Below are 23,396 nucleotides of genomic sequence, written 5' to 3'. Positions count from 1 at the left end.
TGGTGCTTCGGTGCCGCTTGTCGGGTACAATGCCGGGAAACTGGCACATCCGCTCTCGCGATGGGGATCCGTCATGAACCGCCACGTTCTTTATCTCGTGTTCGGCCGTGTGCTCGTGGCCCTCGTCACGCTGCTCATCGTCTCGTTCACGGTGTTTGCGGCGACATCGATGCTACCGGGCGACGTTGCGCAGATCCTGCTCGGCCAGGCTGCCACTCCTGAAGCAGTCGCCGGCCTTCGCGCCGCCATGCATCTGAACGATCCGGCCATCCTGCGTTTCGTCCGCTGGCTTGCTGGCCTCGCCACCGGCGATCTCGGCATTTCCTATGCCAACAACATGCCGATCGCCGATCTGATCGGCTCGCGGCTCGGAAATTCCTTGAAACTGGCGGCGGCGACCACGCTGTTTTCCGTGCCGATCGCGCTCACCCTCGGCATTACGGCGGCGATGCTGCGCGGCTCGCTCTACGACCGCATCGTCACCATCATTTCGATCGGCGTCATCTCCGTGCCGGAATTCATGGTCGCCACCTCGGCCGTATTGATCTTCGCCGTCTATCTCAAATGGCTGCCGGCACTTGCCTTCGCCAACGAGATCCATTCCTTCGGGCAGATGCTACGCGTCTTCGCGATGCCCGTCATCACGTTGAGTTTCGTCATATCGGCGCAGATGATCCGCATGACGCGTGCCGCCGTCATCGAGACGCTGAACACGCCCTATGTCGAAATGGCGCTACTGAAGGGGGCGTCGCGCCGGCGCATGGTGCTGAAACATGCCTTGCCGAATGCACTGGGACCGATCGTCAACGCGGTGGCGCTGTCGCTCTCCTATCTGCTGGGCGGCGTCATCATCGTTGAAACCATCTTCAACTATCCGGGCATCGCCAAGCTGATGGTCGATGCCGTCGCCACGCGCGACCTGCCGCTGATCCAGACCTGCGCGATGATCTTCTGCGTGGTCTATCTCCTGTTGATCACCATCGCCGACATCATCGCCATTATGTCCAATCCGAGGTTGCGCTGATCATGGCCCTTACCGCCTTCACTCCCCGCAAGCTCGGCTTTCGCTTCAACATCGTCGGCATGCTCGGCTTTGCAGTCATTCTGCTATGGGCATTGGTGGCGATCTTTGCACCGCTGATCATCCCCTATTCGATCGGCGATATCGTCGACTTCGATTATTTCGGACCGATATCGGCCAAGTTCTGGCTCGGAACGGATTATCTCGGCCGGGATATCCTGTCGCGTATTCTCATGGGTGCGCGCTACACGGTGGGCATCTCGCTTGCCGCCGTTTGCGTCTCCTGCGTCTCCGGCGTCGCGCTCGGCATGATCGCGGCCGTCATCGGCGGCTGGTTCGACAGCGTGCTCAGCCGCTTTCTCGATGCTTTGAATTCGATCCCGAGCAAGCTGTTCGGCCTCGTCGTCGTGGCTGGTGTCGGCTCCTCGATCCCGGTACTGATCCTGACGCTCGCCGTCATCTACACGCCAGGCGCCTATCGCTTTGCCCGCGCGCTGTCCGTCAATATCAACACCATGGATTTCATCACGGTGGCCCGCGCGCGCGGCGAAGGCACGCTCTATCTCATTCGTTCCGAAATCCTGCCGAATATTCTGGCGCCGGTCATGGCCGATCTCGGCCTGCGCTTCGTGTTCATCGTGCTGCTCCTGTCCGGCCTCTCCTTCCTCGGCCTCGGTGTGCAGCCGCCCAATGCCGATTGGGGTGCGCTGGTGCGTGAAAACATCGGCGGCCTGCCCTTCGGCGCGCCTGCGGTGATCTTTCCGAGCATCGCGATCGCCAGCCTGACGATCAGCGTCAACCTGCTGATCGACAACCTTCCCCAGAAGATCCGGGACCGGAGCAATTGATGGCCAAACTCGTCGAAATCCGCAACCTGAAGGTCGAGGCAAAGACCGATTCCGGCCGTCGCGTCGAGATCATCCGCGGCGTCAGCTTCGATATTCAGGAAGGCGAGATCGTCGCCCTGATCGGCGAAAGCGGTTCCGGCAAGACGACGATCGCCCTGACCCTGATGGGCTACGCTCGCCCTGGATGCCGGATCAGCGGCGGCGAGGTGCTGCTTGCAGGTAAGGACATGGCGAGCCTGTCCGAAAAAACCAGAGCGAAGATCCGTGGCACGGAGGTTGCATACATACCGCAAAGTGCCGCGGCCGCCTTCAATCCGGCTCAGACCATCATGGAACAGGTGATCGAGATCACCCGCATTCATGATCTCATGCCGGTCGAAGACGCGAAAGCACGCGCCGTCGAGCTTTTCAAGGCGCTCAGCCTGCCCAATCCGGAGACGATCGGCGCGCGCTATCCGCACCAGGTATCCGGCGGGCAGTTGCAGCGGCTATCGGCGGCAATGGCGCTGATCGGCAATCCGAAGCTCGTGATCTTCGACGAGCCAACGACTGCGCTCGATGTGACGACACAGATCGAAGTGCTCAAGGCTTTCAAATCGGTCATGAAGACCGGCAGCATCGCCGGCGTCTACGTATCGCATGATCTCGCCGTCGTCGCCCAGGTGGCCGACAGGATCGTCGTGCTGAAGGGCGGCGAAATCCAGGAAATCGGCACGACCGAGCAGATCCTTTCCTCGCCTTCCCATCCCTACACGCGGGAACTGCTGGCCGCGTTTGAGCCCAAGCTCTACGCCTCGCCGGCGCAAGCAACCGCCGACAAGACGCCCGCCCTGCTCGAGGTCACGGATATCGTGGCGGGATACGGCCCGATCCAGCCGAACGGCCTGCCGACGGCGGTCGCGCTCAAATCCGTGAGCGTCAGGCTGGAAGCCGGCCACAATCTCGGCATCATCGGCGAATCCGGCTGCGGAAAGTCGACGCTTGCCCGCGTCATCGCCGGGATACTGCCGCCGGTCTCGGGAGATATCGTCTTCGACGGCAAACAGCTCGCCGCCGACGCCAGGTATCGCCGGCGCGAAGAGCTGCGCAGGCTGCAGATCGTCTTCCAGTTCGCCGACACAGCGCTCAATCCGGCCAAATCGATCGGAGATATTCTTGGTCGGCCGCTTGCCTTCTATGGCAACCCAAGCGCCAGGCAGCGCGAAGCCCGCATCGAGCAGCTGCTCGACATGGTGCATCTGCCGGCAGCCATCAAACACCGCCGTCCAGCCGAACTGTCAGGTGGTCAGAAGCAGCGCGTCAATCTGGCCCGCGCCTTGGCGGCCGAGCCGAAGATCATTCTCTGCGATGAGATCACCTCGGCCCTCGATACGGTCGTGGCGGCCGCCATCATCGATCTCCTCAAGGAGCTGCAGCGCGGGCTCGGCCTGTCCTATGTCTTCATCAGCCATGATCTTTCGACCGTGCAGGCGATCTGCGACGAGATCATCGTGATGTATGCGGGCGAGAAGATCGAGCAGCTTTCCTCCGCCGATCTCGCCGGCGGCGCCAAGCACCCCTATTCGAAATTGCTGTTCTCCTCGGTGCCGAAGCTCGACACGGGTTGGCTCGACGGCCTGCAGCAGGACGACGAGCTGATCCGGGCTTTCGCGAGCCGCTGAGATTTGCGAGTTAGACTAACGGCTCAACGCCGGTCAGACCGGAAACAGGCTTGTGAGCGGCATATGCGCCTTGACGATCGGCGATTTCAGCACGACGAAGCTGAAATATTTGTCGATGCCGATCTCCATATCGATCAGCCGCTCCATCGTCGTCTGGTATTCGGCAATGCCGGCGGTAACGAATTTCACCAGATAGTCGTAACCGCCGGAAACCAGATGGCATTCCACCACCGAATCCACCTTCTCGACCGCCGCCAGAAAGCGGGCGAAATCGATCTGGCGATGGTTCTTCAGCGTCACTTCCGTAAAGACGGTCAGTGTCTGCCCGAGCTTGGCGATGTTGATCTGGGCGGAATAGCCGGAGATATAGCCCTCGGACTGCAGCTTCTTGACCCGCATCAGGCAGGGGCTGGGCGAGAGATTGACCAGCTCGGCCAGTTCGACATTGGTGATACGGCCGTTTTTCTGCAGTTCGTAGAGGATCTTGATATCGATCCGGTCGAGTTTCATCGGCACGCTCCGGTTTGCGGATGGCAGAATGGCTGCCTTGCGGAATAATCTTTCGTCATTTTAAGCCGAAAGCTTCGCTTAGCAAGCGGAATCGGGCATGTATATCTCGATATAACGACGTAAAATCCGTGCTTTAACAGAAGAATTCGTAGTCTCGGCCCTGCACAGAAGGAAATGCTGTCTGATTGCGATCTGCAGCATTTGCGGATGAAAAGCTCGATTACAATGCTGGTCTGCGAACGGAGATTGCCATGCCCGCCCCCCTTCTTCACATCGAGACCACACCGACGTTGCCCGAGACGGCGGATGCGGTGGTCATCGGCGGCGGCATCGTCGGCGTCTTCTCCGCCTATTACCTTGCACGCCGCGGCATGAAAGTCGCACTTGTCGAGAAGGGACGGATCGGCGCGGAACAATCCAGCCGGAACTGGGGCTGGTGCCGGCAGCAGAACCGGGATGCTCGCGAGCTGCAGATGGCGACCAAGAGCCTGGCGCTTTGGGACGCATTCGCTGAAGAGAGCGGCGAGGACGCCGGCTTTCGCCGCTGCGGCCTGCTCTATCTCAGCGACAATGATGCGGAACTGGCCGGCTGGGCACGCTGGGGCGAGTTTGCCCGTAGCGTCGGCGTCACCACCCATATGCTTGACAGCAAGAAAGCCAGCGAATTCGGCGCGGCGACCGGCAAGGCCTGGAAAGGCGGCGTCTTTTCGCCGACCGACGGCACCGCCGATCCCTCTCGCGCCGCCCCCGTTGTCGCCCGCGCCATCATGGCGCTCGGCGGCAGCGTGCATCAGATGTGCGCGGCCCGTGGTCTGGAAACCACAGGTGGCCGCGTCAGCGCCGTGGTCACGGAAGCGGGGATCATCCGCACCGAAACCGTCGTCATGGCGGGCGGAGCCTGGGCATCGTCCTTCTGCCGGCAGCTGGGTGTTCGTTTTCCGCAGGCAGCCATCCGATCCTCGATCCTGTCCGTCGCGCCCGGAGCCAAGAGCCTTCCGGCAGCCCTCCATACGGCCGCCGTCTCGGCGACGAGACGAAGCGACGGCGGCTATACGCTCGCCATCAGCGGCAAGGCCCGCGTCGACCCCACCCTGCAGCAGCTTCGCTTTGCCCACTATTTCGTGCCGATGTTCGCCCGTCGCTGGAAAAGCCTGGCGCCGGGAGGCATGGAGGGATTGAAGGGCGGTCACGAGACCCTTTCGCACTGGCGGCTCGATCGGCCGACGCCGATGGAGCGCAACCGCATCCTCGATCCGCGCCCCGACCGCAAGCAGATCGACCTGACGCTTGCGCGGGCACGCACACTTCTTCCCGCCCTGGTTCAGACCCCCGTTTCGGCCGTATGGGCCGGCTATATCGACAGCACGCCGGATGGCGTGCCCGCGATCGGCGAGATAGCTGCAATCCCCGGCCTGATCCTGGCGGCAGGCTTCAGCGGCCACGGTTTCGGAATTGGCCCCGGTGCCGGACACCTTGTTGCCGACCTCGTTACGGGTGCAACGCCGATCGTCGACCCCAAGCCCTATTATCCGGATCGCCTGAACCGCTCCGCCTGGGGAAAAGTTGCCGATTTCTGACGGGCGGCGAGCCTCAGCCTAAGGGATAGGCGCATTTCTCGCGCCAGGCGACGGGCGTCATATCGGTGACGCGGCGAAACTCGCGGTTGAAATTCGATTTGGTCTGGAAGCCGGCCTCAAGCATGACTTCGGTCACCGGCCGATCGGTTTCAACAAGAAGACGGCAGGCCTCGGCAATGCGGTAGTCGTTGACATATTGCGAGACGTTCTTGGCCATCCGGCGATTGATGGCGCCCGAGATGCGGCGAGACGGTATGCCGGCTCTGCGGGCAAGGCGCTCGAGATTGAGATTGGCGTCGCGATAAAGCTTCTTCTCACCCATCAGCGCCTCGATGCGGGTAATCGTTTCTGCGTCTTCCGCCGTATCCGGAACCGGCGCAACGTCGACAATATCTCTCACGGTCGAATTCCGGCTGGCCGCGGCTGCTGCCATGCCGAGCATGAACAGGCCGAGAAGATTGGCGATGCTGAGGATCTTGCCGACATGAGCGCCCTGGGTCCATTCGAAATCGAACATGACAAGCGCGTCGATCCCCGCCGAAAAGCTCAGCGTCGCCGCCGCAAAGACGAAGGCTCGATGGGTCGGCTGAGCCGTCTCGAAGGAAGCAAGCGGCAGCACGTCGGGGCCGGCGCGCATCAGCCAGAGCAAGGCGCTGGCATAGCCGAGATAGATCAGGATCATCGCGATATCGATCGCCTCGGGCCAGATAATGATCAGCAGCGCGATGATCGCAGGCGGGAAACCATAGAGACCGATGCGCTCGGACCAGCGGCGCGGGCCAGCGGCACCGAGGTGCATGACACCTGCGACAACCAGTGACGGCATGATCGTCGCGAGCGCAAGCGTCAGGCGGCCGACGACCGGCAGATCGTAACCCCAGCGCAAGCCGACAAGGACCGACTGCACGCAGCAGAGTGCCAGCAGCACGAGGAAAGGTCGGTTGGTGGCCATGCCGTCATCCCGCCGCAGCATTGCCAGAAGCAGCAGCAGAAGCAGCAACGCGACGACGAACGGCAACGGCACGAACAGCATGAGACCCCTTCCACGATCAATCGTGATCGGCCGCACTATGACGTGACTCGCGACCTCAGGCGATCCAGATCGCGATCCCGGACGTCCTGAATCGTGATCGAGGTCGCATCCGCTGCCTTGAACGGCGATGTTGGCGACGAAACCCGCTGGAGACCGCGATGAGCGCCGACGCAAACATGGCTACCCGACTTCGTTCCCTGGCAATCGATCGCCCCGACAGCCCGCCCGCCGGCGCTGCGGCAAGCCGACGGCTCGCAATCCGCAGCCTCATTCTGGCGAGCGCGATCGCGATACCGGCAGCCATCGTCTGCCTGCCATCGAAGCTCGCCATCGATACACCAGTAAAGTACTCGTCTTCGATCGCGACCAGTTCCGTATCGCCTGCGACGGCAGACACATCATCGCGGAATGAAGACACCGTCGCAGCCGTACCCATCGCCAGCCTTCCCCAGGCCGTGATCGGCTCCGGCTATGTCGTTGCTGGGCGCATGATCACCTTGCGGCCCGAGGTTGGCGGCAAGGTCGTCTCCCTGCCACTGGATGTCGGGGATCATTTCATTGCCGGCCAAGTCATTGCAAGGCTCGATACGACGACGAGCGAGATCGAGCTGAAGATCTCAAGGTCACAGGCCGCCGCTGCTGTCATTGCCGTGCAGCGCAACCAGATTTCGCTCGCAAAGGCGCAAAGGACCCTGGCACGCACCAAGCAACTCGCCGATCGCGGCGCGGCGTCCCAGAGCAACCTCGACACGGACGAACTCGCCGTTCTGCAGTTATCCAATGATCTCGACAGCACAAGACAGGCAGCCGAGACCGCGCGGCTTCAGGTGGAGAGGCAGGAAAACACCATATCGCTCCATCGCATCGTCGCTCCTTTCGATGGCGTGATCGTTGCCCGGCTGGCTGGTCTTGGAGACATGGTCGCCTCGGGGACGGACGGCGGCGGGCCCAGAGATGGCATTGCGACGCTTCTCGATCCGGCTTCGCTGGCCATCGACGTCGATATCGCCCAATCCAACGCCGCACGCATTGAGGCTGGCCAGGCTGCGATCGCCGTTCTCGACGCCTTTCCCGACCGGCAATTCACGATGCGCGTGACAACGATCGTACCCGTTGCGTCGATGCAGAAAGGCACCGTGACCGCGCGTCTCGAATTCCTGACGGCGCCTTCGGGCGTGCTGCCGAACATGGCGGCCAAAGTGACGCTGAACCCACCGAGCCTTCAGGCGAAGGCCGACGAGAAAGGAAACTGAGATGGACGGCATTTTGATCAGCAACGTGCGCAAGGACTACCGGCTCGGACGCAACACCGTGACGATCTTTTCCGATCTGACCATGACGATTGCGCCGGGCGATTTCGTCGCCATCGTCGGACCGTCCGGGTCGGGAAAATCGACACTATTGAACCTGATCGGCGGCATCGATCGCCCGGACCAAGGCGAGATCGATTTCGAGCATGCCCGCCTCAGCCGGATGAGCGAAAGTGCATTGGCGAGATGGCGCGCGGCCAATGTCGGCTTCGTGTTTCAGTTCTACAATCTGATGCCGATGCTGACGGCGGAACAGAATGTCGAGCTGCCGCTGCTGTTGACGAGCCTCAGTGCGCGCCAGCGTCGCGAACGGGTCGAGACGCTTCTGTCCATGCTCGGCCTTGCCGACCGGCGACGGCATCTGCCTTCGGAGCTTTCCGGCGGCCAGCAGCAGCGCGTCGGCATCGCCCGCGCACTGGCAAGCGACCCGAAACTTTTGCTCTGCGACGAGCCGACGGGCGATCTCGATCGTGAATCCGCCGACGAGGTGCTCGCCATGCTGCGCATCCTCAATACCGAGCTTGGCAAGACGATCGTCATGGTGACGCATGACGACGCCGCCGCCCGTTCTGCCCGGCGTCAACTGCGGCTGGACAAGGGCAAATTCATCGAAGCGGAGGCTGCGTAACCGCCATGCATCGCTTGACGTTCATTCGCCGCGGCATGACGCGCAGACCGGTGCGCAGCGCGCTGCTGATCACCAGCATCGCCATCGCCTTCTTCATTTATCTCGTGCTGACGAGCTTCGAGCGTGGCTTCCTTGGCGGCGAGGTCGAGTCCGAGCGGCTCGTAGTCAGCAACAAGATCGGGGATGCCCTACCCCTGCCGATCAGCTATTACGACAAGATCCTCGCCCTGCCTGGGATTGCCAGCGCAACCTACATGGCGCGCAGCCGCGCAACCTATCGCACCCCAAGTAATTTCCTGGGGCTGACGGCGGTGGAACCCGACAGTTTCCCCGCCTTCATCGGCGACGAGTACGATATCTCCGCCGAGACTCTCGCCCGCTTCCGCCAAACCCGCAACGGCGTCATTGCCGGGCGAAGCATCGCCACCCAGGAAGGCTGGGTGGTCGGGCAGAAAATCACGCTGAACACGTCAAGTTTCTTCAGGGCCGATGGCAGTTCGGACTTCGAGTTCGAGATTGCCGGCATATTGGATGGCCGAAAATCCGCCGATACGCATTTTGTGATGGCGCGCTACGACTACATCAATTCGGAGCGCAGCGTCGATCGCGATACCGTCAGCAACTTCGGCGTCCTGCCAAGGAGCGGCGCGCATGCCGACGACGTCATCAAAGCAGTCGATACGCTCTTTGCCAATTCCGCCTATCAGACCCGGACGCGAACCGAGGCTGAATTCATGAGGGATTTCATCGCGCAGTTTGCCGATATAGCGACCATCGTGCGGCTGGTGGTCGGCGTCGCTTTCGTCACCATTCTGATGATCGTCGCCAATACCATGGTCTTCGCTATTCGCGAGCGAACGAAAGAAATCGGCCTGTTAAAGGTGCTGGGCTTCTCGCGCCGCTTCATTCTCGGCAATGTGCTCGCCGAGACATTCAGTCTGTTTGCAGCCGGCCTTGGCCTTGCGGTCTGCCTTGCCTATGCCGCGATCATCCTGCTGCGGGAGCCGCTGCACACGGTCGTGCCGGACATGTCGCTTGCCCCTGCAACCGTGCTGCAGGCCATCGGCCTATCCGCCGTTCTGGCGGTAGCGACTGCCGCAATACCGGCTTACGGCGCCATGCGAGTGCCTCCCCACGCAGCCCTGAGAGAGAAGTGACGACGATGACGACTATCATCAACCAGATCCTTGCCCTTACCGCATCCAATCTGAAATCGCTCCATCGCCGCAAATGGATGTCGTTGTCCCTGGTGTTTTCGGTCGCCATGGTCGTGACCGTTCTGCTCGGCTTCCTGGCAATGTCGAACGGCTTCCGGCTATCCCTCATGCAGGCAGGTTCCCCGGACATCGCCATCGGCCTTGGCAAGGGTGCCGCAACGGAGCTCGGGAGCCGGATCGACATCTCGCAACTTCACTATCTGGACGGTGCAGGCGGTTTCGCGACCAATGCCAAAGGCGTGGCGCTGATATCGCCGGAAATGGTCGTGCCCGTCGATATCCAGCAAAAATCCGGTGTTTCTTCCGCCACATTGTCCCTGCGCGGCATCGGTCCATTTGGCCTCGATGTGCGACCGAACGTGCGCATCGTCAGCGGCCGCACATTCACACCCGGCACCAGCGAGATCGTTGTCGGCCGCCGGCTCAGTCTCGATTACAAGGGGCTCGACATTGGCGAGAAACTGACGCTCGGCACATCGAAATGGACGGTCGTCGGCATCTTCGACGCGGGCGGATCTGCTTTCGAATCCGAAATGCTGGGCGACCTTGGCGTGGTCCAGACGCTGTTCGACCGGCCCAACCAGATTCAGAGCATCCGTGTGAAACTCGCTTCGCCGCAGGCCTTGCCCGCCCTGCAATCCATGGCGGCCGGCATGCCGCAGATCGCATTGACGCTGCGCTCGGAGCAGGACTATTTCGCAGCGCTCGCCGAACGCACGTCGAAGCTCATCCTTTTGCTCGGCTGGCCGCTCGCCGTCATCATGGCTGTGGGCGCTGCGGTTGGCGCTATGACCACCATGTCCAGCTCCGTGTCGGATCGCAGCACCGAGATTGCCACGGCGCGGGCGATCGGCTTCAGCCGGCGTGCCGCCTTTGCCAGCACCTGGATCGAAGCGATGATCCTGACTGCGCTGGGCTGCCTGAGCGGCATCGCCATTTCCTATCTCGTGCTCAACGGTTGGAGCGCATCGACGATAAGCCTCGATCGCACGCAGATCGGATTCCAGCTGATCCTTTCGCCGCCCCTCATTGGCAAGGCCGCAGTGCTGGCGCTGGCCATCGGCGCGATCGGCGGCGCCGTTCCCGCCATCGCCGCCACTCGGATCCCCTTGCGATTGGCGATGAGCGGCAGAACATGAACCGCAATGCGAGCACACCGCTCGGCTATCTCTTTGCCTTTGCCTTGGATATTTTTCGTTCGGCTGCGAGTAGAAGGCCCTTGAGTTCCGGTTCGCGCACACGGCTCGCCGCTTCGATGAAGGAAACCCATTCGCTGCGGCGCTGGCCACGTTCGGGAAAGTCCTGGAAAATCTGTGCGACCTCAAGCAGATGCAGCTCGACCACGCAAGGAACGTCCTTGCCGTCGTCAAGCTGCTTTACATAGGTGAAATAGCCGAAAGGCTTCTTCTTTACCTTTCCGCGCACGCCGGCTTCCTCAAACGCCTCGATGGCCGCTACCTCATGCGGCTTCTTGCCCTTGATCGGCCAGCCTTTGGGAACAACCCAACGGCCACTTTCGCGGCTGGTGACGACCAGGACTTCCGGTGCATCGCGCTCGGCAGACTTTCTGTAGCAGATGGCTGCATATTGCTCATAGGCGCGGCCGCGAAACAGCGCATCGGTATGGGAGGCGAGTTCGGACAGAAAGCTCCCCGAACGCTTCAAGGCTTTTTCCTGCGCTGAGATGGAAGATGCCATGCCCTCGGCTACCCGTAATAATGTCGCCAGAAGCAAGGCCAGCCCAAAGCCGGTCGGCGCGCGCTCACAAAGATTTTCTGCGACACGCTGCTCTCCTGTCCTGCATGCGACTCTGCCGAAATTCCCAACTCTCAACCCCATGCTGTGAGCCGTTGGCGTGACAGTTTTATGAAGATGGCTGTTAATTGATATGGCGAGCCCTGCAGCGATCGTCGGTCTGCGCCTGGTGTGACAATGCGGCCACGCAAACTGAAAACGGCCCCGTGAAGGAGCCGTTTTGCATTGTGGAGGATTGGCAAAAGCCTATTCGGCCGCCTGCAGCGCCGGCACCTCGATCTCTTCACTCAATTGCCCGGCCATGGCCGCGGCGAACTTCGTTTGATCGAGCTCATTCTCCCAGCGGGCAACGACGATGGTGGCCACCGCGTTGCCGACGAAGTTGGTCAGCGCGCGGCATTCCGACATGAAGCGGTCGATGCCGAGGATCAGGGCCATGCCGGCGATCGGAACCGAAGGCACGACTGCAAGCGTGGCGGCAAGTGTGATGAAGCCCGCACCGGTAATGCCGGCCGCACCTTTCGAGCTCAGCATGGCCACGAGCAACAGCAGGATTTGGTCACCAAGCGCCAGCGGCGTATCGGTCGCCTGCGCAATGAAGAGCGCCGCCAGCGTCATGTAGATGTTGGTGCCGTCGAGATTGAAGGAATAACCCGTCGGAATGACGAGGCCGACGACGGAGCGCTTGCAGCCCGCGCGTTCCATCTTGTTCATCAGGCCGGGCAATGCGGCTTCCGACGAGGAAGTACCAAGCACCAGCAGCAGCTCTTCCTTGATATAGCGGATGAGCGCCAGGATCGAGAAGCCGTTGTAGCGTGCAACGGCGCCGAGCACGACGAGCACGAAAAAGATGGACGTCAGATAGAAGGTGCCGATCAGGAACGCCAGGTTGGCGATCGCGCCGATACCGTATTTGCCGATCGTAAAGGCCATGGCACCGAAGGCACCGATGGGAGCGAACTTCATCAGCAGCGCAACCATGCGGAAGATCGGCGTGGTCAGTGCCTGCAGGAAGTCGGTAACCGGGCGGCCGCGTTCGCCGGCGGCACCGAGCGCGATACCGAAGACCACCGAGAAGAACAGCACCTGGAGAATATCGCCCTTGGCAAAGGCGCCGACGATCGTATCCGGGATGATGTTCATCAGGAAGCCGACGACCGAGGCATCATGGGCCTGCGCCGCATAATTGGTAACGGCCTTGGTATCCAGGGTTGCAGGATTGATGTGCATGCCAGCGCCCGGCTGCACGACGTTGGCAACGATGAGGCCGACGATAAGCGCCAAAGTCGAGAAGGTCAGGAAGTAGATGAACGCCTTGCCGACGACACGACCGAACTTCTTCAGGTCCGACATACCGGCGATACCGGTCGTGACCGTGAGGAAAATAACGGGCGCAATGACCATGCGCACCAGCTTGATGAAGGCATCGCCGAGCGGCTGCAGCGATGTGCCGAGCTGCGGATAATAATGGCCGAGCAGGATGCCAGCAGCAATGGCGGTCAGAACCTGCACATAAAGATGCCGGTAAAAGGGAAGTTTCGCGCGCGTTTCGGCGGCGGCGATGGGAGCAATCATGATGTCCTCCTTTAAGCCCAACCGATTTCTCGGCCCTCCGGGCGACGACTAGAATTCAACAGCCTCCGACTGTTAGGCTTTTCACTGCAACGAGCGTGCCAAATGGGAGGACCAGAAGTAACTATTTGATTTTTCAAGATTTAAGAACCCGCCGCGATAACACCCCTCACAACATGTGCGAAAATCCGCACATCCCGAATTGCGGCGCGCGCGAAATCGTGCACAATATGAGGAATGCTGCAGCGCCCGACCACGGAACGATTTCTGACGCCAGAGCAACTGGGCCGCCGCTCCCGCCGGGTCTGGTTTGTCTTTGCGTTCTTGTGCGCAGCCGTCATCGCAGCCGCCTTGTACGGCGCCAGCTTCTACGGCCGCCTCTCCGCCATCGAGACTTTGCAGAGGCAAGGACATACGGATGCGAACCTCAAAGTGGCTCTCTTGCGGGCGGTGCTTGAGCGACCCCGTGCGCTGCCCCTATTGTTGGCCGACGATCAGCAGGTGCGCGATGCGCTTGCCGGGCGACAGGCCGATGATGTCGCCGCCCTTGACCGCAAACTGGAAAGCCTGGTCTCTGGAACGAGCGCCGCGGTTCTCTATGTCACCGGCCGAGATGGCGTCGCGATGGCCTCCAGCAACTGGCGAGAGCCGCTGAGCTTCGTCGGCAACGACTATTCGTTCCGAGACTACTTCCGCAAAGCCATGGAGACGGGAACTGCGGAACACTACGCGCTTGGCAACGTCAGCAATCGTCCCGGCCTCTATATCTCCCGGCGCGTCGGTGACGCCGATTCCGCGCTCGGCGTCGTCGTGGTCAAGATGGAGTTCGACCAGCTGGAGGCTGATTGGAGCGAGACCGGACGCCCGGCCTATGTCACCGACGAGCGTGGCGTCGTCCTGATTACCAGCCTGCCCTCCTGGCGTTTCATGACGACAGCACCATTTTCGCGTGAAGAGGCCGCGACCATCCGCAAGAGCCTGCAATTCGGCGCAGCGCCCCTTTCGCCGCTGCCGATCAGCCGTCCGCAAGCAGTAGGGCCGGATGCGGCCATTGTACGCGCCGTTTTGCCCGGCAGCAGCGCCGCCGAGTATCTGCGGCTGACGACCACGATCCCATCGACACCCTGGCAGCTCGGCTACCTGATCCCGACCGATCAGGCGGTCGCATCGTCCGTAAGGGAGACACGCTTTCTCACCTTGACCGTCCTGCTGCCGATCCTGGCGTTCGCCGCTTTTCTCCTGCGCCGCCGCGACGTCTCCGCCATGCAGATCGCCGTCAGCAGGATCGCCCGCGAGGAGTTGGAGCGGCGCGTTCTGGAGCGCACCGAGGATCTCAGTCGCGCCCGCGACCGTCTGGAAGCGGAAATTGCCGACCATCGTGCAACGGAGGCGAAGCTCCAGGGCGTGCAACAGGATCTCGTGCAGGCCAACCGTCTCGCCATTCTCGGCCAGGTCGCAGCCGGCGTCGCCCATGAGATCAACCAGCCGGTCGCGACGATCCGCGCTTACGCGGAGAATGCACATATCTTCCTCGACAGGCAGCAGACCGCGCCGGTCAAGGACAATCTGTCCGCCATCGCGGCGCTGACGGAGCGCATCGGCGCCATCACCGAAGAGCTCAAGGCATTTGGCCGCAAGGGCAGGACCGCGCCGGAGCCGGTGGACCTCAGAAGCGCGATCGAAGGTGCGGTCATATTGCTGCGAAGCCGGTTCGCCGGCCATCTCGATGCTCTGAAGATCGAGCTGCCGCCGGTGGGGCTCACCGTCGTCGGCACGCGGATCCGGCTGGAGCAAGTCCTGATCAACCTCTTTCAGAATGCCCTGGAAGCCCTCGAGGGCCAGGATCGGGCAAAAGTCGAGGTCTCGGTGCATGAGACATCCGATGATGTCGAAATTGTCGTCTCTGACAACGGCCCTGGCATTCCAGCGGCAATCCTCGACTCGCTGTTTACGCCGTTCAATACCTCGAAGGAAAAGGGTCTGGGCCTCGGCCTCGTCATTTCCAAGGATATCGTCGTCGACTATGGCGGCCACATCGAGGTCGAAAGCAACGCTGACGGCACCCGTTTCACCATCCATTTGCGCAGGGCCACGACATGAACGACAGTTCCCCGGTCTTTCTCATCGACGATGACAAGGATCTGTTGAAAGCGACGAAACAGACGCTTGAGCTCGCGGGCTTTGCCGTTTCCGCTTTCGCAGCAGCAGGCGATGCTCTCGCCGCACTCGATCCCGGCTTCGCCGGGGTCGTCGTTTCCGATATCCGCATGCCGCAGATGGATGGGCAGGAGCTCTTCGCCCGCATCAGGGAGCGCGACGCCGATCTCCCGGTTATTCTGGTGACCGGCCACGGCGACATTCCGATGGCGGTGCAGGCGATCCAGGACGGCGCCTACGATTTCATCGCCAAACCCTTCGCCACGGACCGGCTGGTGCAGAGCGTGCGGCGCGCGGCCGAAAAGCGCCGGCTCGTGCTGGAAAACCGCTCGCTCCGTCTCGCCGCCGAGCAGGCGCAGGGCGATCTGCCGCTGATCGGCCAGACCCCGGCCATCGAGCGCCTGCGCCATACATTGCGGCAGATTGCCGATACGGATGTCGATGTGCTCGTGACAGGCGAAACGGGGAGCGGCAAGGAAGTCGTGGCAAGCCTGCTGCATCGCTGGAGCCGCCGCGCGAAGGGCAACTTCGTCGCGCTCAATTGCGGTGCCTTGCCCGAAACCGTGATCGAGAGCGAACTCTTCGGCCACGAGCCGGGCGCATTCACCGGCGCGCAGAAGAAGCGCGTCGGGCGTATCGAGCACGCAAGCTCGGGAACGCTGTTTCTCGATGAGATCGAGAGCATGCCGCCGGCGATACAGGTGCAGATGCTGCGTGTGCTTGAAATGCGCGAGGTGACCCCGCTCGGCACGAACGAGGTGCGCCCCGTCGACCTACGCGTGGTGGCGGCGGCGAAAGTCGATCTCGGTGATCCCAGCCAGCGCGGTGATTTTCGCGAGGATCTCTATTATCGCCTCAACGTCGTCACCCTCTCCATTCCGCCACTGCGCGAGCGGCGTGACGATATCCCCCTGCTGTTCGGCTATTTCGCGGAGCGTGCCGCCAGCCGCTTCAAACGCGATGCGCCGGCCATTTCCGCCGCCGTGCGCCGCCATTTGCAGCAGCACGATTGGCCGGGAAACGTTCGCGAACTGGCGCATTTCGCGGAACGTTTCGTGCTCGGTCTCGAGACGACGGCAATGCCGAAATCGGGCGACGCGCCTGCCACGGATTCCGGACTATCGCTGCCCACCCGGGTCGAGCGCTATGAGGCGGAACTCATTCGCGAGACGCTGTCGCAAAACAATGGCGACGTCCGCCGCACCATCGAAGCGCTCGGCATCCCCAGAAAGACCTTCTACGACAAGCTGCAGCGGCACGGCATCGTCAGGGGCGAATTCGCCGGCTTTGACGGGGATGACCGGCGGAGCTCATAGGCCGCCTGGCGGATGACAGGCTATGCGCTTGCGACCCGCATCGGCGCAACATCGCGCTTACCCGATTGCCGGGCCGCCATGTCGGCCGTTCGATCGAGAACCGTCATCGCCTCGGCAATCAAGCCGGCAAGCGCTTCGGTACTTTCGCAGGCCGCGACGATCAGCGGCGCACTCAGGCAGATTCTAAGCGCACTTGCCGGCATATCGCCAAAATCGGCACAACGAACGGGTTGACCGAGGCGCACCGCCGCCAACCCGCCCTGTTCGACGGCCAAGCCCTTGTAGACATCAGCGGTTTCCGTTGCCGTCAACAGGCCTTCATGGTGAGGATGGCACAGGTAGAAGGAGAAAATCGAAGGGATCTCATCCCAACGAAGAACTGACGTTTCCCCCCACAGATGGCTCCGATCCAACGGCCGGCTGTCCAGGAGTTCGAAGGCAGGATCGCTCCTGAGCCGGATGGTTACCGCTCCGGCGAAGGCGGAGAGAATCGCAATCACCTTCTCCTCGGGAAGACCGGCAAAGCGTTCGAGCTCGAACAGGGCCGCCTTCCAGCGCAACAATAGACCGAAATTGGCGCGATCCGGCAGCGATTCGCGTGCTGCCCAGCCTTCCGGCCACTCCGCCTTGCCGCAATAGTCGGCAAGTGCCGCCGGCACGGTGCGATGCCTGAAACGCTCCGAGATTGCCGGCGGGCACAATAGCGCGCCGCTGAAAATCGGCCCGGCCAGGAATTTCGAACCCGTCACCGCCACCATGAAATCACGGGCGAGATAGGCACGAATCGTTGCCGCCGACAGCCGGAACTGGCAGGCATCGATCATGATGTCGAGCACGGCGCCGAAACGCTCCTTCAGGCGCAGGACCGTTTCCAGGCTCGGCGCCAGCAAGCTGGTTTTCGACACGTCCGTCACGACAAGCAGGCACCGGAGGCCGGCCGCGCGGGCAAGCTCGATCAGCCCCCGCAGTTCCTCCTCGACCTCCTCGTCCGTGCGCAGGGAGCCGTCCTTGTTGCGGACGGCTACGGTCGTATTCCGCGTCGCCTCGCCGAGCTGCAGCTCCTCGCCCTTGGCGACGGCCCGTTCACTGCTGACACGGTTCATGAAATGCCGTCCGGACGAGGCAGTCATCACGCCGCTGCCCGTTTCGTTGCCCATCAGCGTGATCGTCATCAGCGCGCGGTCATCCTCGCGCGCCAGAAGTGCCGCGGCAAAGAGATGGATGTCAGTGCCCGAAGTCGCCAATATTGCATCGACGCGCGCCTGCCCCGCAGCCTGATTGAGGTCGAGCAGACGCAGCAGATCATGGCGAACCCTGCCAATCTCGCGCTCATAGATCTCCGTGGCCGAAGCACTTTCCATTTCGCGCAGCAGGTCGGCATAGTAGGCGCCGACCGTGGAAAACGCTGCGGCAGAAATGGTCGAGGCCGTTGACGAGCCGAAGGCGAGGTCGCGCGGACGAGGCGACGGGCCATGGCCATACATATTGAGGCCGGTAGCCTCATCGCAATCCAACCGCTCGTCGCCGCCCGAGATCAGACTTCTTAGAAGAGCCTCCTCTCCTTTGCCGGATCGCTGCAACGGCGCGCCTGCGGCCACGTTCCTGTCCAGGGCACGGTCGTCAACGATTTGCGGCATGGAGAAGCATTCCTCTGGCATCCTGTTCGGAACGCTTTGCATGGGTGCATCGCGCTCAAGTCTGCCGACAGAACCCTGCCAGCAGCCGCACATTAGGCCAAACAAGATGGAGCGAGGCTGACTTGCCGGGCATAATCACCCGGCATTCAGGACCGAACAAAACAAAAAACTCGCGGCTTTTGGGCCGCGAGCTCATGACGATCGAAAGTAAATGGAATGTCAGCCGGCGGGCGCGATCTTGTCCTGCGTCTTCGTGTCGAAATCGCTGGCGTCATGGCGCTCGCGCAGCTGTTCGGAAGGATCGCCGGACATGCGGTTGACCATGCGTCCGCGCTTGACGGTCGGTCGTGCGAATATCTGCTCCGCCCAACGCTGGACGTTCTTGTAATCCTGCACCTGCAGGAATTCGGCTGCTCCGTACTGCCAGCCCTTGGCCAGGCCGCCATACCATGGCCAGATTGCCATATCCGCGATCGTGTATTCGCTGCCGGCAATATATTCGCTTTCGGCCAGACGACGGTCGAGCACATCGAGTTCGCGCTTCACTTCCATGGCGAAACGATCGATCGCATATTCGATCTTCGTCGGAGCATAGGCGTAGAAATGGCCGAAACCGCCGCCGAGATAGGGCGCGCTGCCCATCTGCCAAAACAGCCAGGAGAAACATTCGGCTCGAGCCGGCTGTTCGGTCGGCAGGAAGGCGCCGAACTTTTCGGCGAGATAGGTCAGGATCGACGCCGATTCGAAGACGCGGATCGGCTTGGGGCCACTGCGGTCGAGCAAGGCGGGGATCTTCGAATTGGGATTGACCTCCACGAAACCGCTGCCGAACTGGTCGCCCTCGCCGATCTTGATCAGCCAGGCATCATATTCAGCGCCGCTATGACCAAGCGCCAGCAGCTCTTCGAGCATGATGGTGACCTTCACGCCATTCGGCGTTCCGAGCGAATAAAGCTGGAGGGGATGACGACCCACCGGCAATTCCTTTTCGTGGGTCGGCCCCGCGATCGGACGGTTGATATTGGCGAACTGGCCGCCATTCGCCTTGTTCCAGGTCCAGACTTTCGGCGGCGTGTATTCGGCAGAACCGGTCATGGGCATCCTCTCGTTTTCAGTGAATCGAATTGAGCGTGGTCATCGATGTAGCGCGCTACTTCTGTCGCACATAGTAGCGGCTGTTCATTTTTACGAGAGGAGCACGAGCTGCTTTTTGGATGGCCCTGGATAAAACGAAAAAAGCCTGCCGCGGGAGGAGGTGCGGCAGGCTTTCGACAATAAATGAACAGCGCACGGGAGGAGTAGTGGCGCTGTTCGCGCAGACGACCTTGGGAGGAGGAGTAGGGCGCCTGCAAAGCGAAGGGATGCGGGAGGAGGTGCATCGCTTCGATGAAAATCATAATACCTGGCTTTTGCTCACTTCATAGGCATTTATTTGCAAGGCAGTTATGCGCTATGCGAAAAGCGGAAAGCTCGACCGCATAACATTTCGGCATACAAAACAGTGACAGCCGTCATGCGGACAAAACAAAAGCGCCTGCTCGGGAGGAAGCAGGCGCTGGCAACATGCAGATTGCAGATCAGCGTTTCGAGCCGTTAGCCCGCGATGGCTGCACGGGCAACATTGCGGATTTCGCCGCGATCGATACCCAGGTCATGCAGTTCGCGCGTGGACATGCGGCCCAATTCGGCGACCGTCTGACGGTACTTGCGCCAGTTGTTGAAAGAGCGTGCTACGTTCATGATGATCCCCTTTCCTCGGGCATTCGAAGCTGAGCTGCCGTCCTTGGCGCTCCATTCGCTTCGATGAGAAACATATAGTGGAAGCCCCTCGCCTTTTGCAGCGCCAAGGCTTCACTGCACCCATGCATGAAGTGCATGGGTTGATGCAGAACCCGCAAGGCTGTTCCGGCACGGCCCCCAATGTCTTTGCGATTTATTGATGACAGGGCAGCCTTTGTCTGCGAAAACAACGGCATTGAGAGACAGGGGCGTCTGCTATCCGGCAGGCTGAGAAGCACCCTTTGAACCTGAACCAGATCATGCTGGCGGAGGGAGTCGCTCGGGGTTCTGCAACATCCTATGCCGCCCCTCGCGTCTCGCCCGCCCGAAAGGGGCGATATGCAAGACCAAACCACTGCCGGCACTCTGTTCGGCGCCATGCGAGCGAATCCGCCGCTGGTGCAGTGCATCACCAATTTCGTGGCGATGAACATCGCCGCCAACGTGATGCTTGCCGCCGGCGCATCGCCGGCCATGGTCCATGCCGAGGAAGAAGCGGCCGAGTTCGCCGCCATCTCCGCCGCGCTGACGATCAATATCGGCACGCTGTCGGCCGAATGGCTTGTCGGCATGCTGTCGGCCGCACAATCGGCAAGACAGGCCGGCAGGCCCTGGGTGCTCGATCCGGTCGCTCACTATGCGACCGCATTCCGGCGCAGGGCAGTCGCGCAATTGCTGGACCTGCAGCCGACGGTCATTCGCGGCAACGCGTCCGAGATCATCGCGCTCGCCGGAGGCGTCAGTCGCGGCCAGGGCGTCGATAGCCGCGATCCCGTCGAGTTGGCCGAGCAATCGGCCAGGCAACTCGCCGAACGGCATGGATGCGTGGTTGCCGTGACCGGTGTCACCGATTTCGTGACAGATGGCCACAAGGCGCGACGCATAGAAGGCGGATCGCCGCTGATGCCGCAGGTCACGGCCCTCGGCTGCTCGTTGACCTGCCTGGTCGGGGCCTTTGTGGCGACTGCGCCCGATAATCCCTTCGATGCGACGGCGGCGGCCCTTGCCGTTTTTGCCGTTGCCGGGGAACAGGCGGGAACCGTCGCCGATGGGCCTGGCTCCTTTTCCTGGCGCTTCCTCGACGCGCTGGCCGCCCTCGATGCGGAAGCGCTCACCGCCAAAGCGAGGATCATGCTCGCATGAAAAACTTCGACCTTTCGCTTTATCTCGTTCTCGATCCGATACTCTGTGCGGATTTCGGCATGGTCGAGACAGCCCGTGCGGCGGTCGCCGGCGGTGCGACCATCGTGCAACTGCGTGACAAGCATGCTTCAACCGCAGCCATGATCGATACCGGCCTTGCCCTCAAGCGGGCGCTGGCCGGAAGCAAGGCCCGCCTCATCGTCAACGACGATGTCGAGGCCGCCATCGCCATCGGCGCCGATGGCCTGCATATCGGGCAGGAAGATCTGGATGCCGACACCGCCCGCCGTATGATTGGGCCGGAGATGATCCTCGGTCTCTCGGTGGAGACGGAAGCTCTGGCCTCGGCCGTCGATGCCGAGATCGTCGACTATGTTGGCGTCGGCCCCGTCTTTGCCACGCCGACCAAGCCCGACCACAAGCAGCCGATCGGCTTTGACGGCCTTGCCCGCATCATCAGGCTCTGCCCGGTTCCTGTCGTCGCCATCGGCGGTCTCAAGGCCGAACACACAGCCGATGTCCTGTCGGCCGGAGCGGACGGACTGGCCGTCGTCTCGGCAATCTGCGGGAAGGCCGATCCCATAGCCGCCACGGCCCTTATCGCCGAAGCCGTCAAGGAGGCGCGCAGATGATCCGCAACGTCCTCTCCATCGCCGGCTCCGATCCTTCCGGCGGCGCCGGTATCCAGGCCGATCTCAAGGCCTTTTCGGCACGCGGCGTCTATGGAATGGCTGTCCTGACGGCATTGACTGCCCAGAACACGCAAGGCGTTTCCGGCGTCCATCCGGTGCCACCGCAATTTGTCGCCGATCAGATCGAAACCATCTTTGCCGATATACGCGTCGATGCCGTCAAGATCGGCATGATCGCGAATGCTGGGATCGCCGAAGCCGTTGCCGACATTCTGGCGCGACATCGCGATGTTCCCATCGTGCTCGACCCGGTGATGATCGCCAAGGGCGGTGCCGCCCTGCTTGCAGCGGATGCCGTTGACGTGCTCACCCGACGGCTGTTGCCGCTGGCGACGGTGCTGACGCCGAACCTGCCGGAGGCGGCTGCCCTGCTGCATGAAGCCGAGGCGAAAAGCCGCGAAGACATGGCGCGTCAGGCGCACGCTCTCGCCGATCTCGGCACGGCGGCAGTCCTCGTGAAGGGCGGCCATCTCGAAGGTGATGAAAGTCCGGACATATTGGCAAGCGCTGACACCCTCACCTGGTTCGAAGCCGAGCGGTTACCAACGAAGAACACGCATGGAACCGGCTGCACGCTGTCCAGCGCAATTGCGGCCGAGATCGCTAAGGGCTTGCCGCTGCCGCAAGCCGTTGCCTCCGCCAAACGGTACCTCGCAGGCGCGGTTACAGCCGCAGGGCAGCTTTCGGTCGGCAGCGGCCATGGCCCTGTCCAGCATTTCTACGCACTTTGGTCTGACATGGAAGGAATATCGAAGTGAACCTGCCCCTCAACGAACAAGTCGTCATCGTCTCCGGCGCCGGACGCGGTTTCGGCGCCGCGATCGCAGCAGCCTTCGCCCGCGAAGGCGCCAAAGTTGCCGTCAACTACCGCACCAGCCGGGAGCCGGCGGAGGTGCTTGCAGCACGGCTTGGCGACCACGCAAAGGCGTTTCGAGCCGACATCCGCAGCCTCGACGAAACAAAACAACTCGTGGCAGACGTGACGGCCCATTTCGGAGCCCCGACCACGATCGTCCACAATGCGCTCGCCGATTTCAGCTTCAATGGCGACGCGCGTTCGAAGTTGGACGCACTGAGTTGGGCCGAAATGGCAACGCAGCTCGAAACCGCTCTGCAGGGTGCACTCAACCTGATACAGGCTGCGCGGCCGGCGATGGTGGCGGCGGGCTTTGGCCGCATCGTCACGATCGGCACCAACCTCTTCCAGAATCCGGTCGTGCCCTATCACGATTACACGGCGGCCAAGGGGGCGTTGTTGTCGCTGACGCGGACGGCCGCCGCCGAACTTGGCCCGCTCGGAATTACCGTCAACATGGTCTCCGGCGGCCTGCTGCGCACCACGGATGCCAGCAGCGCCACGCCCGAAGCGGTCTTCGACATCATCGCAGCGAACACGCCGCTGCGCCGTGTCACTACGCCTGAGGATGCTGCCGACACGGTTCTATTCTTCGCAAGCCCTTGGGCGCGCGCCGTCACCGGACAGAACCTGATCGTCGATGGCGGGCTCGTCTTCGGATAATGATCCGCAGCAAAGCGGCGC

Annotated in this window: 21 protein-coding genes and 1 riboswitch; of the genes, 14 read left to right on the top strand and 7 right to left on the bottom strand. The window is 61.9% G+C overall.

Annotated elements, in window-relative coordinates:
- Positions 1 to 73 precede the first annotated feature (73 nt).
- From AB8B29_RS23090 to AB8B29_RS23080, 3 genes are read left to right on the top strand one after another with little or no spacing between them, the layout of a single operon-like run.
- Positions 74 to 1,024 carry an ABC transporter permease gene (locus AB8B29_RS23090; protein WP_037197456.1) on the top strand — a complete coding sequence of 317 codons (951 nt, stop codon included), beginning with the start codon at positions 74 to 76 and terminating at the stop codon, positions 1,022 to 1,024.
- A gap of 2 nt (positions 1,025 to 1,026) precedes the next feature.
- A complete protein-coding gene (locus AB8B29_RS23085; RefSeq protein WP_047640804.1) occupies positions 1,027 to 1,869 on the top strand; it encodes an ABC transporter permease in 843 nt (280 codons plus the stop codon).
- Positions 1,869 to 3,530, top strand: coding sequence for an ABC transporter ATP-binding protein (locus tag AB8B29_RS23080; protein WP_113119415.1), 1,662 nt, complete (start codon positions 1,869 to 1,871; stop codon positions 3,528 to 3,530). The genes AB8B29_RS23085 and AB8B29_RS23080 overlap by 1 nt, the downstream gene beginning before the upstream one ends.
- A 33-nt stretch (positions 3,531 to 3,563) precedes the next feature.
- On the opposite strand, the gene AB8B29_RS23075 is transcribed toward AB8B29_RS23080, so the two are convergent.
- A complete protein-coding gene (locus AB8B29_RS23075; RefSeq protein ID WP_034510479.1) occupies positions 3,564 to 4,040 on the bottom strand; it encodes an Lrp/AsnC family transcriptional regulator in 477 nt (158 codons plus the stop codon).
- A gap of 251 nt (positions 4,041 to 4,291) precedes the next feature.
- Between AB8B29_RS23075 and AB8B29_RS23070 the strand changes: the two genes are divergently transcribed.
- Positions 4,292 to 5,617, top strand: a complete 1,326-nt coding sequence (locus AB8B29_RS23070) for an NAD(P)/FAD-dependent oxidoreductase (RefSeq protein WP_112442688.1) — start codon at positions 4,292 to 4,294, stop codon at positions 5,615 to 5,617.
- 13 nt (positions 5,618 to 5,630) lie between these two features.
- On the opposite strand, the gene AB8B29_RS23065 is transcribed toward AB8B29_RS23070, so the two are convergent.
- Complete coding sequence (locus tag AB8B29_RS23065) at positions 5,631 to 6,650, bottom strand: helix-turn-helix domain-containing protein (RefSeq protein WP_113119416.1); 1,020 nt, start codon at positions 6,648 to 6,650, stop codon at positions 5,631 to 5,633.
- A 158-nt stretch (positions 6,651 to 6,808) separates the two neighbouring features.
- Between AB8B29_RS23065 and AB8B29_RS23060 the strand changes: the two genes are divergently transcribed.
- From AB8B29_RS23060 to AB8B29_RS23045, 4 genes are read left to right on the top strand one after another with little or no spacing between them, the layout of a single operon-like run.
- On the top strand, positions 6,809 to 7,903 hold the full coding sequence (locus AB8B29_RS23060; protein WP_047560222.1) for an efflux RND transporter periplasmic adaptor subunit: 1,095 nt from the start codon (positions 6,809 to 6,811) through the stop codon (positions 7,901 to 7,903).
- A gap of 1 nt (position 7,904) precedes the next feature.
- On the top strand, positions 7,905 to 8,588 hold the full coding sequence (locus AB8B29_RS23055; protein ID WP_047560225.1) for an ABC transporter ATP-binding protein: 684 nt from the start codon (positions 7,905 to 7,907) through the stop codon (positions 8,586 to 8,588).
- Between the two features lie 5 nt (positions 8,589 to 8,593).
- Positions 8,594 to 9,745 (top strand): FtsX-like permease family protein, encoded by a 1,152-nt coding sequence (locus AB8B29_RS23050; protein WP_047560227.1) that lies wholly within the window; start codon positions 8,594 to 8,596, stop codon positions 9,743 to 9,745.
- A gap of 5 nt (positions 9,746 to 9,750) precedes the next feature.
- Complete coding sequence (locus tag AB8B29_RS23045) at positions 9,751 to 10,944, top strand: ABC transporter permease (RefSeq protein WP_037197563.1); 1,194 nt, start codon at positions 9,751 to 9,753, stop codon at positions 10,942 to 10,944.
- Between the two features lie 25 nt (positions 10,945 to 10,969).
- Here AB8B29_RS23045 and AB8B29_RS23040 read toward each other — a convergent pair whose 3' ends face one another.
- Together AB8B29_RS23040 and AB8B29_RS23035 are read right to left on the bottom strand one after the other, a co-directional pair.
- On the bottom strand, positions 10,970 to 11,470 hold the full coding sequence (locus tag AB8B29_RS23040) for an NUDIX hydrolase (RefSeq protein WP_312865301.1): 501 nt from the start codon (positions 11,468 to 11,470) through the stop codon (positions 10,970 to 10,972).
- Between the two features lie 336 nt (positions 11,471 to 11,806).
- Positions 11,807 to 13,135 carry a dicarboxylate/amino acid:cation symporter gene (locus tag AB8B29_RS23035; RefSeq protein WP_037197446.1) on the bottom strand — a complete coding sequence of 443 codons (1,329 nt, stop codon included), beginning with the start codon at positions 13,133 to 13,135 and terminating at the stop codon, positions 11,807 to 11,809.
- Positions 13,136 to 13,369: 234 nt separating this feature from the next.
- On the opposite strand from AB8B29_RS23035, the gene AB8B29_RS23030 reads away from it, so the two are divergent.
- Entirely contained in the window at positions 13,370 to 15,232 is a 1,863-nt protein-coding gene (locus tag AB8B29_RS23030) for a sensor histidine kinase (protein ID WP_047640806.1), read from the top strand.
- Positions 15,229 to 16,605, top strand: a complete 1,377-nt coding sequence (locus tag AB8B29_RS23025; protein ID WP_037197444.1) for a sigma-54-dependent transcriptional regulator — start codon at positions 15,229 to 15,231, stop codon at positions 16,603 to 16,605. Before AB8B29_RS23030 ends, AB8B29_RS23025 begins: the two co-directional genes overlap by 4 nt.
- A 20-nt stretch (positions 16,606 to 16,625) precedes the next feature.
- Here AB8B29_RS23025 and AB8B29_RS23020 read toward each other — a convergent pair whose 3' ends face one another.
- The 3 genes from AB8B29_RS23020 to AB8B29_RS23010 all read right to left on the bottom strand — a co-directional run bounded on the left by AB8B29_RS23020 (position 16,626) and on the right by AB8B29_RS23010 (position 19,982).
- The gene (locus tag AB8B29_RS23020; protein ID WP_047640819.1) at positions 16,626 to 18,242 is read right to left on the bottom strand and encodes a hypothetical protein; all 1,617 of its coding nucleotides are present in this window, start codon (positions 18,240 to 18,242) and stop codon (positions 16,626 to 16,628) included.
- Positions 18,243 to 18,461: 219 nt separating this feature from the next.
- Positions 18,462 to 19,337 (bottom strand): glutathione-dependent disulfide-bond oxidoreductase, encoded by an 876-nt coding sequence (gene yghU / locus AB8B29_RS23015; protein WP_037197562.1) that lies wholly within the window; start codon positions 19,335 to 19,337, stop codon positions 18,462 to 18,464.
- A 498-nt stretch (positions 19,338 to 19,835) separates the two neighbouring features.
- Positions 19,836 to 19,982, bottom strand: a complete 147-nt coding sequence (locus AB8B29_RS23010; RefSeq protein WP_077468184.1) for a DUF1127 domain-containing protein — start codon at positions 19,980 to 19,982, stop codon at positions 19,836 to 19,838.
- A gap of 234 nt (positions 19,983 to 20,216) precedes the next feature.
- Positions 20,217 to 20,313, top strand: a riboswitch (TPP riboswitch).
- A 47-nt stretch (positions 20,314 to 20,360) separates the two neighbouring features.
- Here AB8B29_RS23010 and thiM point away from each other — a divergent pair.
- The 4 genes from thiM to AB8B29_RS22990 are packed head-to-tail and all read left to right on the top strand — an operon-like array spanning position 20,361 to position 23,375.
- Positions 20,361 to 21,164 carry a hydroxyethylthiazole kinase gene (thiM, locus tag AB8B29_RS23005; protein WP_047640820.1) on the top strand — a complete coding sequence of 268 codons (804 nt, stop codon included), beginning with the start codon at positions 20,361 to 20,363 and terminating at the stop codon, positions 21,162 to 21,164.
- The gene (gene thiE, locus AB8B29_RS23000; RefSeq protein ID WP_047640808.1) at positions 21,161 to 21,796 is read left to right on the top strand and encodes a thiamine phosphate synthase; all 636 of its coding nucleotides are present in this window, start codon (positions 21,161 to 21,163) and stop codon (positions 21,794 to 21,796) included. The genes thiM and thiE overlap by 4 nt, the downstream gene beginning before the upstream one ends.
- Positions 21,793 to 22,614 (top strand): bifunctional hydroxymethylpyrimidine kinase/phosphomethylpyrimidine kinase, encoded by an 822-nt coding sequence (thiD, locus tag AB8B29_RS22995; RefSeq protein ID WP_047640809.1) that lies wholly within the window; start codon positions 21,793 to 21,795, stop codon positions 22,612 to 22,614. The genes thiE and thiD overlap by 4 nt, the downstream gene beginning before the upstream one ends.
- Positions 22,611 to 23,375: a 3-oxoacyl-ACP reductase gene (locus tag AB8B29_RS22990; protein WP_047640811.1), complete on the top strand. Its 765-nt coding sequence runs from the start codon at positions 22,611 to 22,613 to the stop codon at positions 23,373 to 23,375. Before thiD ends, AB8B29_RS22990 begins: the two co-directional genes overlap by 4 nt.
- The last annotated feature ends 21 nt before the right edge of the window (positions 23,376 to 23,396 follow it).

Origin of the sequence: Rhizobium sp. 11_C7_N12_5 (assembly GCF_051811145.1) — a bacterium.
Lineage (GTDB): Bacteria > Pseudomonadota > Alphaproteobacteria > Rhizobiales > Rhizobiaceae > Rhizobium > Rhizobium lusitanum.
Note: the sequence above shows the minus strand (reverse complement) of the source record. Positions and strands in the feature narration are given on the sequence as shown.